At 68.0% G+C, this 15,701-nt stretch carries 13 protein-coding genes; 8 read left to right on the forward strand and 5 right to left on the reverse strand.

Annotation, left to right across the window (positions count from 1 at the left end):
• Positions 1 to 56: 56 nt before the first annotated feature.
• Both AC1DN0_RS00780 and AC1DN0_RS00785 read right to left on the reverse strand, forming a co-directional pair.
• Positions 57 to 728, reverse strand: a complete 672-nt coding sequence (locus AC1DN0_RS00780) for a nitroreductase (RefSeq protein ID WP_441633261.1) — start codon at positions 726 to 728, stop codon at positions 57 to 59.
• Between the two features lie 37 nt (positions 729 to 765).
• Positions 766 to 1,653 carry a crotonase/enoyl-CoA hydratase family protein gene (locus AC1DN0_RS00785; protein ID WP_441633263.1) on the reverse strand — a complete coding sequence of 296 codons (888 nt, stop codon included), beginning with the start codon at positions 1,651 to 1,653 and terminating at the stop codon, positions 766 to 768.
• Between the two features lie 183 nt (positions 1,654 to 1,836).
• On the opposite strand from AC1DN0_RS00785, the gene AC1DN0_RS00790 reads away from it, so the two are divergent.
• The 3 genes from AC1DN0_RS00790 (at position 1,837) to AC1DN0_RS00800 (ending at position 4,641) form a co-directional block, all read left to right on the forward strand.
• On the forward strand, positions 1,837 to 2,811 hold the full coding sequence (locus AC1DN0_RS00790; RefSeq protein ID WP_441633265.1) for an NAD(P)H-dependent flavin oxidoreductase: 975 nt from the start codon (positions 1,837 to 1,839) through the stop codon (positions 2,809 to 2,811).
• A 15-nt stretch (positions 2,812 to 2,826) separates the two neighbouring features.
• Positions 2,827 to 3,288, forward strand: coding sequence for a PaaI family thioesterase (locus AC1DN0_RS00795; RefSeq protein ID WP_477111156.1), 462 nt, complete (start codon positions 2,827 to 2,829; stop codon positions 3,286 to 3,288).
• A gap of 174 nt (positions 3,289 to 3,462) precedes the next feature.
• Complete coding sequence (locus AC1DN0_RS00800; RefSeq protein WP_477145472.1) at positions 3,463 to 4,641, forward strand: acetyl-CoA C-acetyltransferase; 1,179 nt, start codon at positions 3,463 to 3,465, stop codon at positions 4,639 to 4,641.
• Positions 4,642 to 5,955: 1,314 nt separating this feature from the next.
• Here AC1DN0_RS00800 and AC1DN0_RS00805 read toward each other — a convergent pair.
• The 3 genes from AC1DN0_RS00805 to AC1DN0_RS00815 form a co-directional block, all read right to left on the reverse strand.
• Complete coding sequence (locus AC1DN0_RS00805) at positions 5,956 to 6,663, reverse strand: histidine phosphatase family protein (protein WP_441633271.1); 708 nt, start codon at positions 6,661 to 6,663, stop codon at positions 5,956 to 5,958.
• A 178-nt stretch (positions 6,664 to 6,841) separates the two neighbouring features.
• Positions 6,842 to 7,840: a Bug family tripartite tricarboxylate transporter substrate binding protein gene (locus AC1DN0_RS00810; protein ID WP_477111157.1), complete on the reverse strand. Its 999-nt coding sequence runs from the start codon at positions 7,838 to 7,840 to the stop codon at positions 6,842 to 6,844.
• Between the two features lie 119 nt (positions 7,841 to 7,959).
• Positions 7,960 to 8,652: a TetR/AcrR family transcriptional regulator gene (locus tag AC1DN0_RS00815; RefSeq protein WP_441633275.1), complete on the reverse strand. Its 693-nt coding sequence runs from the start codon at positions 8,650 to 8,652 to the stop codon at positions 7,960 to 7,962.
• Between the two features lie 157 nt (positions 8,653 to 8,809).
• Here AC1DN0_RS00815 and AC1DN0_RS00820 point away from each other — a divergent pair, with 157 nt between their 5' ends.
• The 5 genes from AC1DN0_RS00820 (at position 8,810) to AC1DN0_RS00840 (ending at position 15,675) form a co-directional block, all read left to right on the forward strand.
• On the forward strand, positions 8,810 to 9,616 hold the full coding sequence (locus AC1DN0_RS00820; RefSeq protein ID WP_441633277.1) for an IclR family transcriptional regulator: 807 nt from the start codon (positions 8,810 to 8,812) through the stop codon (positions 9,614 to 9,616).
• A gap of 88 nt (positions 9,617 to 9,704) precedes the next feature.
• Positions 9,705 to 11,861: an acetate--CoA ligase family protein gene (locus AC1DN0_RS00825; protein ID WP_441633279.1), complete on the forward strand. Its 2,157-nt coding sequence runs from the start codon at positions 9,705 to 9,707 to the stop codon at positions 11,859 to 11,861.
• A 101-nt stretch (positions 11,862 to 11,962) separates the two neighbouring features.
• Positions 11,963 to 12,985, forward strand: coding sequence for a Bug family tripartite tricarboxylate transporter substrate binding protein (locus AC1DN0_RS00830; protein ID WP_441633281.1), 1,023 nt, complete (start codon positions 11,963 to 11,965; stop codon positions 12,983 to 12,985).
• Positions 12,986 to 13,011: 26 nt separating this feature from the next.
• Entirely contained in the window at positions 13,012 to 14,313 is a 1,302-nt protein-coding gene (locus tag AC1DN0_RS00835; RefSeq protein ID WP_477111159.1) for a DUF1254 domain-containing protein, read from the forward strand.
• A gap of 12 nt (positions 14,314 to 14,325) precedes the next feature.
• Complete coding sequence (locus AC1DN0_RS00840; RefSeq protein ID WP_441633283.1) at positions 14,326 to 15,675, forward strand: DUF1254 domain-containing protein; 1,350 nt, start codon at positions 14,326 to 14,328, stop codon at positions 15,673 to 15,675.
• The last annotated feature ends 26 nt before the right edge of the window (positions 15,676 to 15,701 follow it).

Genomic DNA, 15,701 nt, shown 5'->3' on the forward strand with positions numbered 1-15,701 from the left:
GCGATGACGAAATCGGCATAGTGGCAAGCCGCTGCCCACTGCTTGCCGCAGGGGCCTCAGATACCGATGAACTCGGTGAACTCGGCGAGCGGCGCGCGCGTGGCGCGCAGCTGGTTGACCGGTGCTTCCGTGTCTTCATAGCCAATCGCCATGCCGGTAAACAGCATGCGTTCGGGCGGAATGGCGAGAAAACCCGAGATGGTTTCCGGGTAGATCGCCCAGCATTCCTGCGCGCAGCTGTCCAGCCCATGCTCGCGTAGCAGCAGCATCACCGTTTGCAGGTACATGCCCAGGTCCGACCATTGCGGCGGGCCCATGCGGCGGTCCACGGTGCAGAACAAGGCCAGCGGCGCGCCGAAGAACGTGAAATTATTGGCAAACTGGGCCATGCGCGCCCGCTTGTTCTCGCGCGGGATGCCCAGGCAGCGATAGAGGTCCTCGCCCACCTGGAAGCGGCGCTCGCGATAGGGCGAGACCAGCTCGCGCGGGTAGATGTCGTACTCGCTCCCTTCGCCGCCGGGCATGCCGGCGATGCGCTCGCGCATGGTGGCCTTGAGCCGCTCCAGCGGCTCGCCGCCCACCACGTGCAGGTGCCAGGGTTGCAGGTTGCCGCCCGACGGCGCGCGCGCGGCCTGCTCCAGCACGTCGCGGATGATCTCCGGCGGTACCGGCGCGGGAAGGAAGCCGCGTACCGATTTGCGGGTCTGGACTGCCATGCTGACTTTCACGCTGTTTTCCTTGGGGCTCGGCGGTGGATCGACGGCATCAGATAAAGGGCGGTTCGCTGCCCCAGTCGAAGAAGTCCGGCATGTCCTGCGACACGCGCTCCGGAAAGCTGGCCGGGCGTTTCTCCAGGAAGGCGCTGACGCCCTCCTTGACGTCCGCCGACTGGCCGCGCGACTGGATCGCGCGGCTGTCCAGGCGGTGCGCTTCCATCGGGTGGCTGGCGCCCGCCATGCGCCAGATCAGCTGGCGCGAGATGGCGACGGATACCGGCGCGGCATTGTCCGCGATCTCGCGGGCCAGCGCCTGCGCGGCCGGCAGCAGGTCTTCGGGCGCGTGCAGCGAGCGCACCAGCCCGCGCTCCAGCGCTTCCTGCGCCGAGAACACGCGGCCGGTATAGCACCACTCAAGCGCCGTCGAGATGCCGACCACGCGCGACAGGAACCACGACGATGCCGCCTCCGGCGTGATGCCGCGGCGCGCGAACACAAAGCCGAACTTGGCGTCGGTGGAGGCCAGGCGGATATCCATCGGCAGTTGCATGGTCACGCCGATGCCCACCGCGGGCCCGTTGACCGCGGCGATCACCGGCTTGAGGCTGCGGAAGATACGTAGCGCCACGCGCCCGCCGCCGTCGCGGTGCGCCGCTTCCTTGCTGGCGCCGTAGCGCTTTTCGTAGTCGAAGGTGGAGCCGCCCGAGGACAGGTCGGCGCCGGCGCAGAAGGCGCGCCCGGAGCCGGTAACGATCACCGCGCGGACGTTGTCGTCGGCGTCGGTGGCGTCGAAGGCATCGATCAGCTCCTGCATCATCTGCGCGGTGAAGGCATTGAGCTTGTCCGGGCGGTGCAGGGTGATGGTGGCGACACCCCGGTCGACGGCGTATTGCAGGGTTTCGAAGCTGGGAGGAGTCGTGGAACTGGAATTGCTCATGGCTGGCCTTGGCTGCTCGAAAGGGTTGGTAGTTAAGGTAGTGCAGAATCGTGCGCCTGYAATCGTCGAATCCGACGAGGTCGCCGCCACCGCCCCGCCGTAGACTGGCGCCAGGAGGCCTGGCGGCGCAGGCATGGCAGGCAAGGCAAAGAACCTGAAAGACAAGAAGCGAGAAGGAACCTCATGAAGACGCGCATTACCGAATTGCTGGGCACCCGTTACCCGATCATCCAGGGCGGCATGCAGTGGGTAGGCTATGCCGAGATGGCCGCCGCGGTATCCAACGCCGGCGGGCTCGGCGTGCTGACCGCGCTGACCCAGCCCACGCCCGAGGCCCTGGCCGCCGAGATCCGCCGCACCCGCGAGCTGACCGACCAGCCCTTCGGCGTCAACCTGACGCTGCTGCCCTCGATCAACCCGCCGCCGTACGCGCGCTACCTCGACGTGATCATCGAAAGCGGCATCAAGGTGCTGGAAACCGCCGGCAACAATCCCAGGGAGCATATCGCGCGCGCCAAGGCCGCCGGCATCAAGGTGATCCACAAATGCGTGGCGATCCGCCATGCGCTGTCGGCCGAGCGCCTGGGTGTGGACGCGGTGTCGATCGACGGTTTCGAGTGCGCGGGCCATCCCGGCGAGGACGACGTGCCGGGCATGGTGCTGATCCCGCTGGCGGCGCGCCGGCTGGGCATTCCGGTGATCGCTTCCGGCGGCATCGCCGACGGGCGGGGCATGGCCGCGGCACTGGTGCTGGGCGCCGAAGGCGTCAACATGGGCACGCGCTTCTGCGCCACCCGCGAGGCGCCGATCCACTACAACGTCAAGCAGGCGCTGGTGGACGCGAGCGAGCGCGACACCAACCTGATCTTCCGCACGCTGCACAACACGGCGCGCGTGCTCAAGAACGCGGTCTCCGATGAAGTCGTCACCATCGAACGCCAGCCCGGCGGCGCCCAGTTCGAGGACGTCAAGCACCTGGTGGCGGGCGTGCGCGGCAAGGCCGCGCTCGCCGCCGGCGAGACCGATGGCGGCATCATCAGCGCCGGCCAGTGCGTGGGCCTGATCGACGATATCCCGACCTGTGCCGAGCTGATCGAGCGCATGGTGGCCGAATGCCGCGAGCAGCTCGGCGTGGCGTCGCGCTATTTCGCGGCGTGAGGCGGCGGGACTGGCATGGCTGAATCCAACCAATCTTCCGGCGCCGCTGGTGCCGATGCCGCCGACGCTGCCGACGCGGTCCCGCCGGGCTTCAAGGCCATGCGTCCCAGTGGCGGCTTTCTTGCCCATCTCGGCCAGCTCTACGTGGACAGCGGGCAGCGCGCGGTGGGCGTGCGCATCGGCAAGCATCACCTCAACCCGCTCGGCATCCCGCATGGCGGCATGCTGGCCACGCTGGCCGATACCGCCATCGGCATGATGATGCTGATGGAGGGCGAGCGCATGCCGCCCGCCGTGACCGTCAATCTCAGCCTGGACTATTTCGATGCCGCCCGCCTCGGCGAGTGGATCGAGGCGCATGTCGAGTTCGACAAGATGGGTTCGCGGCTGCGCTTCGGCCATTGCCGCGTGATGGCCGGCGAGCGCTGCCTGCTGCGCGCCACGGCCATTTTCTCGGTGCTGGCGCTCCGCACCTGAAGAGCGGCAACCGGCGCTGGCGCGATCGCCGGCACCGCGCAATCGTCGCTTCCGACGACGCCGGGCGCCCGGCTGCTGCGCCAGAATCCGCAACAGGTTAGCGAGGCTTGCCGTGCCATTCCCGGCGCGCGGCCACCACGGGCGGAACCGCCTGCAACGATAAGAGGAGAACACATGGCAGAGGCATACATCGTAGCGGCCGCGCGGACCGCGGGCGGGCGCAAGGGCGGCAAGCTGGCGGGCTGGCATCCGGCCGATCTCGCCGCGCAGGTACTGAACGCGCTGGTGGAACGCAGCGGCGCGGACCCGGCGCTGATCGACGACGTGATCATGGGCTGCGTGGGGCAGGCCGGCGAACAGGCTGGCAATGTGGCGCGCAATGCCGTGCTGGCCTCGCGCCTGCYGGAAAGCGTGCCCGGCACCTCGGTCGACCGCCAGTGCGGCTCGTCGCAACAAGCCCTGCACTTCGCCGCGCAGGCGGTGATGTCGGGCACCATGGACATCGTCATCGCCGCCGGCGTGGAAAGCATGACGCGCGTGCCGATGGGCCTGCCGTCCACGCTGCCGTTCAAGAACGGCTTTGGCAGTTCGATGAGCCCGGCCATGCAGGAGCGCTATCCCGGCGTGAAGTTCAGCCAGTTCACCGGCGCCGAGATGATGTCGCGCAAGTACGGCCTCACGCGCGACGATCTCGACCGCTACGCGCTGGAAAGCCATCGCCGTGCCATCGCCGCTACGCAGGCGGGGCGCTTCAAGGACGAAATCGTGCCGGTGGCGGTGCGCGCCGCTGATGGCAGCAGCAATGGCGAGTTGCACACGGTGGATGAAGGCATCCGCTTTGAAGCGAGCCTGGAGTCCATCTCCAGCGTCAAGCTGATCGAGGAAGGCGGCACCGTTACCGCCGCCAGCGCCAGCCAGATCTGCGATGGCGCGGCCGGGCTGATGGTGGTCAGCGAAGCGGGGCTGAAGAAGCTGGGCGTCAAGCCGCTGGCACGCATTCACCATATGTCGGTGCTGGGCCATGATCCTGTGATCATGCTGGAAGCGCCGTTGCCGGCTACGTTGCGGGCGCTGGAGAAGGCCGGCATGAAGATCGGTGATATCGATCTGTTCGAGATCAATGAGGCGTTTGCGCCGGTGCCGCTGGCGTGGCTGCGGACCACGGGTGCGGATCCGGCGCGGATGAATGTGAATGGCGGGGCGATTGCGTTGGGGCATCCGCTTGGGGGGTCGGGGGCGAAGCTGATGACTACGCTTGTGCATGCGCTGCATGCGCAGGGTAAGCGGTATGGGTTGCAGACGATGTGTGAGGGTGGTGGGATGGCTAATGTGACTATTGTTGAGCGGCTGTAGGTTGTTGGCTGTTGGGTTGCCTTCGCTGCTTCTTTTTGCGGCGTTGGTTGTTGCACCCAAGAGCGTACGACATCCCCCTGCGGGGGACGCCGGTCACTCTTCTTTGCTTCGGCAAAGAAGACTAACGAGAAGAAAGCCGACCCTGCCGGGGGCAGAGCAATCGCGGGTGCGCAGGGTGCTGGTTTCGTCGTATGGCCAGCGGTTCTGCTGGCATCTGCCGTACCGGCTTGCAGGGTATCGCAATGGCCTGACCCATGGGTTTCGTGGTGGGGCCCCCGACCTCGTATGCGGTGCCCATTCCCCCATCTGCCGTTCGCGGTGCGAGGGGCTGCGCCGTTTCGGGTGTGGCTGGTTTCGTGGTTTTGTCTCACAGGGCAAGCGCCTGATGGCAGCACCCCCTCGCGAACCGGGCCACGATGCCCACCACGATACCAAGGGAGTTGATAGCAAGGAGCTGTCAGCGCCGGTACGGCAGGGCCTCAAATGGCCGGGCGCTCGCCGCCAGAGACAAAACCACGAAACCAGCGGGGCTGGCAGGATCGCGACCTTTGGCCTCGCGAACGGCAGATGGGGGAGTGGGCACCGCGCACGAGGTCAGGGGCCCCACCATGAAACCCATGGGTCAGGCCATTGCGATGCCCTTCAAGCCGGTAGAACACGCTAGCCAACACTCAGGGCCGTACGACGCAACCACCGGCCCACATAAGCCTGATTGCTCTGCCCCCGGCAGGGTCGGCTTTCTTCTCGTTAGTCTTCTTTGCCGAGGCAAAGAAGAGTGACCGGCGTCCCCCGCAGGGGGATGTCGTACGCTGTTGGGTGCAACAACCAACGCCGCAAAAAGAAACAGCGAAGGCCCACATCGCCGCCTGATCATTCGTGGTATGCACCACGGCCAGGTCCGCGAGGGCCGCGCTCGCCTGTCACCGCGCGCGCCCTCCGAGACAAAACCACGAAACCGGCAAGGCTGGCAGGATCGCGACCTTTGGCCTCGCGAACGGCAGATGCGGGAATGGGCACCGCATACGAGGTCAGGGGCCTCACCACGAAAACCATGGGTCAGGCCATTGCGCTGCCCTTCAAGCCGGTAGAACACACTAGCCAACACTCAGGGCCGTACGACGCAACCACCGGCCCCACATAAGCCTGATTGCTCTGCCCCCGGCAGGGTCGTGCTTTCTTCTCGTTAGTCTTCTTTGCCGAGGCAAAGAAGAGTGACCGGCGTCCCCCGCAGGGGGATGTCGTACGCTGTTGGGTGCAACAACCAACGCCGCTCAAAAAACACCACCCCCAACAGCAAACCACCCCACCCACCCCTCAAGCAAACGTAATGGCATCCCGCCGATCAACCCGATCCAAATGCGGCAAACCATTAAAACTCAGCAACCGCAGCATCCCACGCCCAGAAATAATCTCGCAAAAAGCCGTATTCCGAAACTGCAGATTCAACTCAATCGCAGTCTGCGCCGGCGCACCCAGCAAATCCGCGGTAGCCCGCCCGATAGCCCCGCCAGAACTAACAACCAACACCGCATCCTCTCGCGAAGCCCCGTCCGTCGCATGCAACAAACCATCGCGAATCCGCCGCCCAAACTCAGCCCACGACTCCGGCATGCCCGCCAGCTGATCCATCGTCCACGCCTGATACGCCGCGCGAAACGTCCGCCAGTAGTCGTTGTAATCCGTATTCTGATGGGTCCGATGATCCGCCCCACCGGTATGGCTGCGATACAGCGCTTCGCCATCGTATTCGTTAAGTCCGGGGTGGGTTTCGATGCCCGTGGTGACCGCGCCCCGGTCCGTCTGGACCGGCACATCGCCAGCCCCCATGCCGGCCAGGATCTCCATCGCCGTGTCCTGCTGGCGCACCAGCGAACCGGCCACCACTCGCTTGAACGAGATACCGCGCTCGCGGAAATACTCGCCCAGCCAGCGGGCTTGCTGCCGTCCGGTGTCGGAGAGGCAGTCGTAGTTGGCGGCGCCGAATGAGGCCTGACCGTGCCGTACCAGGAAGAGCGTTGCCATGCGTGATGTCGGCGCCGGAAGGCACCGCCGGAAGCGGTAATGCGGGAATCGGCACGCGGCGCGGTGGCGCCGCGCGAGAAGCAGGCATTGTATGGGCGCGGGGCATGGCGGCCAAGGGAAGCACCGGCGGATTCATAGCGGCCATTTCCGCGCTGCATTATCCCGCCGCCGGCCGGCGTTAATCCAGCGTCACCCCGGTATCGGCGGTCAGCTTGAGCACCCCCGGCAGGTAGGCCTTGTAGGCGCTCACGGCCTCGGCGGGCAGGTTGCCGATCGGCTCGGCGCCCATGTCCTCGATACGCTGGCTGATCTCCGGCGATTTCACCAGCGCGCTTACCTCGCGGCCCAGGCGCTCGACGATATCGTTCGGCGTGCGCGAGGGCGCCAGCAGCGTGATGGGGCCGACCAGCTTGTACGGCTCGTCGGGGTAGCCGGCCTCGGCAAAGGTCGGCACGTCAGGCAGCGCCTTGGCGCGCCGGCTGCCGGTGACGGCCAGCGGGCGCAGCTTGCCGCTGGCGAAGTGCTGCTTCAGCGACGTCACCGAGCCGACCGTCACATTGACCTGGCCCGCCAGCAGGTCCGTCACCATGGGACCCTCGCCGCGATAGGGCACGTGCAGGATATCGATGCCGTAGGTCTTGTCCAGGTAGGCCTGGATGGTGTGCGGCTGGGTGCCGGGTCCCCACGAGCCCATGCGCAGCTTGCCGGGTTCCTTCCTGGCATAGGCGATCAGCTCGGCCACCGTCTTCACCGGCAGCGCGCCGTTGACGGCCAGCACCGTGCGCGCCGTCGCCACGTCGGATACCTGCCGCAGGTCGGTGCGCGGATCGTAGGGCAGCTTCTTGTAAAGGGCCAGGTTGGCGGTGATGGGGCCGGGGATCGTCAGCAGCAGCGTGTAGCCATCGGGTGCGGACTTGGCTACATAGTCGGTGCCGATGATGCCGCCGGCGCCGCCTTTGTTCACTACCACCACGGTCTGACCCAGCCGCTTGCCCAGGCCTTCCGCCAGCGTGCGCGAGAGCGTGTCGGTCAGGCCGCCGGCGGGGTAGGGCACGATCAGGTGCAGGGGTTTGTTGGGGTAGCCGGCCTGGGCTTGCGCGGCCAGCGGCAGCAGTGCCGCGCACGCGCACGCGAGCAGGGCAGCAGCTTTCCCGCAGAACGGGCTGCGTAATGTCATGGTTTGTCTCCTCGGGTTTTTATTGGATCCGGCGCGCGCTCCGAGCGAGTGCGCGCGCCGTGGAAGTCTTTCAGGCGGGAGTCATGGGCGGGGCGGCATGCCAGCTGAGCGTTGTGGCGTCAGCCGGGCATTGCCAGGTAGCCGGCCACGAGCCGGGTCATTTCGCCAGGGAGGCGCTCGTCGTCGAGCGGCAGCGGGCCGGCATCGTTGAGGATGGCATTGACCACGATGCTGAACACGGCCTGCATGGCAAAGCGCACACGCAGTTCGGCCTGCTCGGGCGGCATCGGCAGGCGCGGCACCAGCAGGGCCACCATGCGCTCCACCACCGCCTGGCCGCTTTCCCGGTGCGGCAGCCATTCCTCCGGACGGATCGAGGCATGCTTGAGCGAAGCCTTGATCACACCGCGATTGGCGTGGCAGCCCAGCACCACGTAACGCATGATTTTTTCGAGCATGACGTCGGTGGACACTTCCTCCCAGCGCTCCACGCGCAGGTAACGCGACACGGATTCTCCGGTTTCCCGCATCACCAGCGTACGCAGCGACTCGAAGAACGCTTGCTTGTCGCGGAAGCGGCCGTAGAAGGCGCCCACGGAGACTTCGCAGGCGGAGGCGATCTGCGCCACGGAAACCGCCGTGAAATCCCGCTGTGCCAGCAACTCGCGGCCCGCATCGAGCAGTGCTTGTTCCGTCTCGCGGGCACGCCGCTGGCGCGGCGGCTGCAGGATCGAAGGGGTGGCTACGGTGGGGAACGCGGATGTCCCCTTGGAGGGCTTGGCGGGGGACGCTGCAGAGGACGAGATAGGCATGGCAAATTCCGTATGAGAATTCGGATTCGGTTTTGTGAACCATATGGTTACCACTGCGTTTCGTCAAGAGCAGGACTATATTTCCAATATATGGAAATCAATTCCGATCTTTGACACAGAAAAAAACCGCACCCACACTACAGTGCAAGGAGACAAGATGAACACGCCGGTCGAACAATTCATTGCCGAGCGCAGGAAAGACGACCCCTCTTTCGGCGGGCTGCTGGCCAAGGGGTTTGCCCTGCTGCGCTGCTTCATCGACGAGCCGCGGCCGCTGGGCAACGGCGAACTATCCGAACGCCTGCAACTGCCCCGCGCCACGGTGTCGCGCATCTGCCGCACCTTGTTCGAACTGGGCTACCTGGACTGGGACCCCAAACTGGACAAGTACTTCGTCGGCGCCCAGGTGCTGGCGCTGGGCTACCCCTACCTGGCCGGCCTGCAGGTGCGCCATGTGGCGCGACCGCTGATGCAGGCGCTGGCGGACCGCATCGAGGGCGCGGTGTCGATGGGCGTGGCGCACCGGCTCGACGTGACCTACCTGCTGACCTGCACGCATAACGAGGGCACGCCCGCACGCCCTGGCGTGGGCGCGGTGCGCTCGGTGCTGAGCACCGGCATGGGCCGCGCCTTCCTGAGCACCTTGTCCAAGGCGGAATTCGAAACCCTGATGCAAGCCGCGCAGCGCGAGCGTCCCGAGGAATACGCGGCCTGCTACGACACTGTTTGCCACAACGTAGCCCATTACCCCAAGCGCGGCTTCGCCATCAACTTAGGCGACGCGGGCAGCGGCGTGCATGGCGTTGGCGTGTATTCGCGCATCGTCTACCTGAACCGCCCGCTGCTGTTCAACTGCGCCGTTGCGGCGTCGCAATTGCGGCGCGGCATGCTGGAGAAAAAAATCGCGCCGATGCTGATGGAGATGACGCGTTCGATCGAATCGGTGACCGGGCTGCGGCAATAGCCGCGCCGCGCGCCAGACGACACACAGGCAGCGCCGGTACAGGCGTCCATCCTGAATCAAGCCTTCAAGGCAACCCGGAGACTAAGCCATGCCCGATCTAGATTCCCTGCTGAAACCGCGTTCGGTCGCGGTCATCGGCGCGTCCACGCAGCCCGACAAAGTGGGCGGCATGCCCATCCGCCTGCTGCGCGAGCTTGGCTATGCCGGGCGCATCTATCCCGTGCACCCCAGCGCCGGCGAGATCCAGGGCTTGCCCGCGTACCCGTCGATGGCCGCCATCGGCGAGCCCGTCGACCTTGCCATCGTGGCCGTGCCGGCCGTGGCGACGGAGTCTGTGATGGCGCAACTGGCGCAGAACGGTACGCGCGCCGCGATCTTCTTTACCTCGGGCTTTGCCGAAGTGGGCGAGGAAGGCCAGGCCATGCAGCTCGCGCTGGCCGACAGCGCGCGCCGGCACCGCGTGGCACTGCTGGGCCCCAATTGCCTGGGCGCGATGAACCTGCGCGCGCGCCTGTTCGCCACCTTCTCGCCGATCCCGCTGACCGGCGCGCCGCCGGTGGGGGATGTGGGCCTGGTCAGCCAGAGCGGCGCGTTCGGCGCCTATGCCTTCGCGCTGGCGCGCGAGGCCGGGCTGGGGCTGAGCCACTGGGTGACCACCGGCAACGAGGCCGGGCTGCAAGTGGCCGACGTGATCGAATGGATGGCGCAGGACGACGACACGCGCGTGATCCTGGCCTATATGGAAGGCTGCCGCGACGGCCACCGTCTGCGCCAGGCGCTGGCCGCCGCCCGCGCCGCCGGCAAGCCGGTGGTGATCACCAAGGTGGGCACCACCGAGGCCGGCGCGCGCTCGGCGCAATCGCACACGGCCAGCCTGGCCGGCGAGGATGCGGTCTACCAGGCCGTGTTCGACGAATACGGCGTGCACCGCGCCCATACGCTGGAAGATTTCTTCCGGCTCGGCTACACCTTGTCGCGCGGGCGGCGGCCGGCGCGCTGGAGCAGCCCGGGCGGCCTGGTCGCGGACGCCGTGACGCCGGTGGCCATCCTCACGGTGTCTGGCGGAGTCGGCATCATGATGGCCGATCGCGCCGAGGAACTCGGCATGCCGATGCCACCCATGCCGGAGGCGGCCGCGCAGGCGCTGCGCAAGAGCATTCCCTTTGCCAGCACCGCCAATCCGATCGATGTCACGGGCCAGGTGGTAGCCCAGCCCGCCGTGCTGCTCGATGCGATGGCCGGCGTGGCTACCTGCGGCGAGTACGGCTGCGTGGTGGCTTTCCTGGCCGGCGGCGCCAACGCACCGCGCCTGTGGGAAGAACTCCAGCGCACCATCGGCGTGCTGCACGAGGACCAGCGCGCCGCGCCGCTGCTGCTGTCCGGCGTGGTCGACGACGACAAGCGCGCCTGGCTGGAAGCGCACGGCTGCCTGGTGTTTCGCGAGCCGGCCCACGCCATCGAGGCCGTGGCCGCGCTGGCCCGCGCGGCGGCGTTGGAGGCGGCGGCCGCAAGCCCGTCGGCCACCGAGCGTGTTGTGTCAATGGCTCCGCTGTTGCGCGATGTGCCGGAAGACGCCAGCGCACTGTCCGAGTTCGAATCCATGCGCCTGCTGGCGGACGCCGGCGTGCCGGTGGCGCCGCACGGCCTGGCCCGCAATGCCGACGAGGCCGTGGCCCTGGCGCAGCGCGTCGGCTACCCGGTCGTTGTGAAGCTGTGCTCGGCGCAGGTGCTGCACAAGAGCGACGTGGGCGGCGTGGCCCTCAACCTGACGGACGCCGGCGCCGTGCGCCAGGCCTTTGCGCAGATGCAGGCGGCACTGGCCCGGGCCGATGCCACCTTGCCCTTCGAGGGCGTGCTGGTGGCGCGCATGGTGCGCGGCTGGGGCGAGCTGATGGTGGGCGTGCGGCGCGATCCGGTGTTCGGGCTGGTGGTGCTGGCCGGCATCGGCGGCACCGCCGTGGAGATTTTCCGGCAGATGGCCTTCGGCCTCGCACCGCTGTCGCCGGAGCGCGCGCTTGCCATGCTGGAGCAAAGCCGCGCGGCGGTGCTGTTCGCGGGCCATCGCGGCAACCCTGTGCTGCCGCTGGCGCAGGCTGCCGGCTTGCTGGTGCGGGTATCGCAGTTGGCCGCCGCGCTCGGGCCCCGGCTCGATACGCTGGAAATCAATCCTTTCATCGTCGGCGCCGAAGGGCCGGTCGCGGCGGATGCCGTGATCACCTTGCTGCCGGCTGGCGCACCGGCGTGAGCGAGATGGCGTAGCAAGGCAACGTACCGCCACCGCGCAACCACAGACCGGCACAGACCGGGCGCGCGGATGGGCTCGGACAAAAACAGGAGACAACCATCATGCATTTGCAAGCAGCAAGGGCCGCATGCGCGCCGGCGTCCAGCATTCCCCGCACCATCGGCGCCTGCGCCATGCTGATCGCGTTCACCGCCGCACCGGCGCATGCGGCGCCAGCGGAATCCGGCAAATTCCCCGACCGGCCGATCCGCCTCGTCGTGCCTTTCCCGCCAGGCGGCGGCACCGACGTGATCGGGCGGCTGGTGGCCGCCAGGCTTTCGACCGCGCTGGGCGGCACCGTGCTGGTGGAGAACGTGGCGGGCGCCACGGGCACCATCGGCTCCGCGCAGGTCGCGCGCGCCGCACCGGACGGCTACACGCTATTGCTGGGCATCTCCGCCACGCATGCGATCGCGCCGGCGATCTTCCCCCGGCTGCCCTACGATCCCGTGCGCGATTTCGTGCCGGTGGGGCGCCTCGCCTACGGCGGCAATGTGCTGGTGGCGGGCCCGGCCTTCACGGGCAAGGACCTGCCGGCGCTGATCGCGCAGGCCAGGCGTCCCGGCGCGGACCTGGCCTATGGCTCCTGGGGACCCGGCTCTGGCGGCCACCTGGCCGGCGAGAGCCTGAACGTGAGCAGCGGCATCCATCTGCGCCATATCCCGTACAAGGGTGTCAGCCCGATGCTGACCGACGTGATGGGCGGCACGCTGCCGGTGGCCATGTCCGACCTGGCCGGCACCTTGCCGCTGATCCGCAGCGGCAAGGTCAGGGCGCTGGCGGTCACCGGATCGGAGCGCTCGGTGGCGCTGCCCGACGTGCCGACCTTCGCCGAGTCCGGCGTGCCGTTCCGCATCGATAGCTGGTTCGCGCTGTTCGCGCCGGCCCGCACGCCGGCGGCCATCGTCGACCGGCTGGAGCACGCCGTCGACGCCATCATGGCCGAGCCCGCCATGCAGGCGCAGGCCGCAACGCTGGGCATGCGCTTCACCCAGCAGCCGCGCGCCGCCTTTGCCGCGCAAATGCAGCAAGACATCCGCGCCTGGGCCGCCCTCGTCAAGACGAGCGGTGCCGCGCTCGAATAACATCGTCAGGAGCCAAACGCATGAACATGAATCCGCCCCTCGCCCCGGCAACCCACGCCAGCCCGCAGCAGGCCCTCGTCGCCGGCGCGGCCTTTCCGCTCGCGATCTATGGCTACGCGCTGATCGAAACGCTGCGTACCTGCCGCCTGCAGACCTCGGTCGACGCGGCCACGGGCTACGGCCGCGCGCCGATGAATGCCCTGTCGGCCAGCGAGCGCCAGTGGACGCACGAGGACCGCGACATCGTCACCCCGGCCAACGACCTGCTGTACTTCTGCGGGTGGATCAACCTGGCCGAGGGCCCGGTGACGCTGCGCATTCCGCCGCTGCCCGACGCGGGGCGCTACTACGTGATCGAGCTGCTCGACGTCCACACCAACAACTTCGAGAACCTGGGCCCGCGTAACGTCGCTGCCGAAGGCGGCGAGATCGAGCTGACCGGCCCGGGCGAGCAGGCCAGCGGCAAGCACGCGGTGCAATGCCCCAGCTCGCTGGTCTGGCTGCTCGGCCGCGTGCTGGTGCAGGGGCCGCAGGACCTGCCGGCGGCGCGTGCTTTCGAGCAGGGCTTCGCGCTCACCCGCACGCCGGGCGCCGCGCGCCCGCGCTGCGTGGCGCAATGGCGCGACAGCGGCCGGCCCGCGCTGGACTTCTTCCACAACCTTTTCAATGCGCTGCGCGAGTTTCCGCCGGCGGCGGAGGAACTCGGCCTGCTGACCCTGCTGCGCAAAGCGGGCATCCGGCTGGAAGACGAGACCGACCTGGCGGCATTGCGCCCGGCCGTGGTGGCCGGGCTGGAGAGCGCCTACGCGCAGGCCATGGCGGTGATCGAGGCGCATACGCGCAGCCAGGGCCGCAAGAGCTGGGGCTACAGCCTGAAGCTCGGCATGTACGGCGACGACTGGCTGCAGCGCGCCTGCACCGCGATGAAGGGGCTCGGCGCCCTGCGTGCCGACGAGGCGATCTACGCCATGGCCGATTTCGACGCCGATGGCCAGCCGCTCGATGGCCGTCACCGCTACGAACTGCGCTTCGCACCCGGCATGGTGCCGCCCGCGCAGGCATTCTGGTCGGTATCGCTGTATGGCGAGGACCGCTATTTCAGCGCCAACGAGATCGGGCGCTACGCGGTGGGGGATCGCACGCCGGGCCTGCGCATGGAGGCGGACGGCAGCCTGGTGCTTCCCATCTCGCATGCGCGCCCGCTGCAGGAGGACAACTGGCTGCCCGCGCCCGCGGGGCCGTTCTACCTGATCCTGCGGCTCTACCATCCGGCCCGGTCGTTCCTGGACGGCCAGTACACCATCCCGGCCGTGCGCCGCATCGACTGATAGGAGCCTGCAATGGAAGCCACCATGACCCGTACCGGAACCGCCACTCCCGCCCATGATGCGGTGCGCTACACGCTGCCACTCTACGAGATGGCGCGCATGCGTGCCGCCACCTGTCCGCGCCGCAACAGCGCGGGTGCCTTCGCCGCGCCGCAGCCCGATGCCACGGTGCGCTGGATCAATCATTTCATCCACACCCGCCAGTTGCTCGGCCCGCAGCATCGCCAGGTGGTCACGCCCAACAACGACACGCTTTACAGCAACGCCTGGCTCGACCTGTCGCAAGGGCCGCTGCTGCTGGACGTGCCCGACAGCGCAGGGCGCTACTACGTGCTCGGACTGCTCGACTTCTATACCAACCCCTTCGGCTACATCGGCACCCGCACCACCGGCAACGGGCGCGGGCGCTTCCTGCTGCATGGTCCGCGCTGGCACGGCGACGTGCCGGCGGGTGCCACCGCAATCGCCTGCCCGACCGACGCGGTCTGGCTGCTCGGCCGCGTGCTGGTGGACGGCGAGGCCGACCTGCCGGCCGTGCACGCGCTGCAGGACCAGTTTCGCCTGAGCACGCTCGAAGGCGCGCCCGCCGCGCGGCCCTTCGATGTCGGCATGCAGCCGGGCGAGCACCTGGGCGATCCGCGTCGCTACGCTGAAGTGGTCAACCAGGCGTTGCGCGAGAGTCCGCCGCCGGCGGCCGAAGCCGCGCTGGTGGCAGGCTTCGCGCAGTCCGGCATCGGCGCGGATTGCGGCGGGTCCGCGCCTGGGGACGCCGTGCTGGCGCGTTTGGGCACCGCGATCAAGGAGGTGCTCGCCGAACTGGCGGCGCCGCTGCCCTCCGAGCTTGGCGGTGGCTGGACCCTGCCGGTGGAAATCCGCGAATCGTTCGGCGCGCGCTTTGCCGAGCGCGCGCTGGTAGCGCGCAACTATATTGGCGCGCTTGGCGTGGAAGAGGCGATGTACGTCATGGCCGATCGCGACAGCGAGGGCGCACCGCTGGATGGCCGCGCCGGCTACGAACTGGCCTTTGCCGCGGATGCGCTGCCACAGGTAGGCGCGTTCTGGTCGCTCACCATGTACGACAAGACCGACTGCATGCTGGTGGACAACGCGCTCGGACGCTACTCGCTGGGCGACCGCTCGCCGAGCCTGCGCTACGACGCCGACGGCAGCCTGCGGCTGCGCCTGTCGGCGTCGCCGCCGGCCGATCCCGCAGCCGAGGGCAACTGGCTGCCGGCGCCCGCGGGCCCGTTCTACGTGACGCTGCGGCTGTACGTGCCGCAGCCCGCGCATCTCGACAAGACCTTCGTCTATCCGCCAATCCGTCCGCTGGCTGGCGCGGGTTCGGCCGGGGAGCCATCATGAAGCCGGATCCGCAAAGGCGGCGCGTG

The sequence above is a fragment of the Cupriavidus sp. 05N39 genome (assembly GCF_056397325.1).

Bases quoted from the DNA above. Each gene is read 5' to 3' on its own strand.
- AC1DN0_RS00785 (WP_441633263.1), bottom strand. From the start codon at position 1,653: ATGAGCAATTCCAGTTCCACGACTCCTCCCAGCTTCGAAACCCTGCAA.
- AC1DN0_RS00790 (WP_441633265.1), top strand. From the start codon at position 1,837: ATGAAGACGCGCATTACCGAATTGCTGGGCACCCGTTACCCGATCATC.
- AC1DN0_RS00795 (WP_477111156.1), top strand. From the start codon at position 2,827: ATGGCTGAATCCAACCAATCTTCCGGCGCCGCTGGTGCCGATGCCGCC.
- AC1DN0_RS00805 (WP_441633271.1), bottom strand. From the start codon at position 6,663: ATGGCAACGCTCTTCCTGGTACGGCACGGTCAGGCCTCATTCGGCGCC.
- AC1DN0_RS00810 (WP_477111157.1), bottom strand. From the start codon at position 7,840: ATGACATTACGCAGCCCGTTCTGCGGGAAAGCTGCTGCCCTGCTCGCG.
- AC1DN0_RS00815 (WP_441633275.1), bottom strand. From the start codon at position 8,652: ATGCCTATCTCGTCCTCTGCAGCGTCCCCCGCCAAGCCCTCCAAGGGG.
- AC1DN0_RS00820 (WP_441633277.1), top strand. From the start codon at position 8,810: ATGAACACGCCGGTCGAACAATTCATTGCCGAGCGCAGGAAAGACGAC.
- AC1DN0_RS00825 (WP_441633279.1), top strand. From the start codon at position 9,705: ATGCCCGATCTAGATTCCCTGCTGAAACCGCGTTCGGTCGCGGTCATC.
- AC1DN0_RS00830 (WP_441633281.1), top strand. From the start codon at position 11,963: ATGCATTTGCAAGCAGCAAGGGCCGCATGCGCGCCGGCGTCCAGCATT.
- AC1DN0_RS00835 (WP_477111159.1), top strand. From the start codon at position 13,012: ATGAATCCGCCCCTCGCCCCGGCAACCCACGCCAGCCCGCAGCAGGCC.
- AC1DN0_RS00840 (WP_441633283.1), top strand. From the start codon at position 14,326: ATGGAAGCCACCATGACCCGTACCGGAACCGCCACTCCCGCCCATGAT.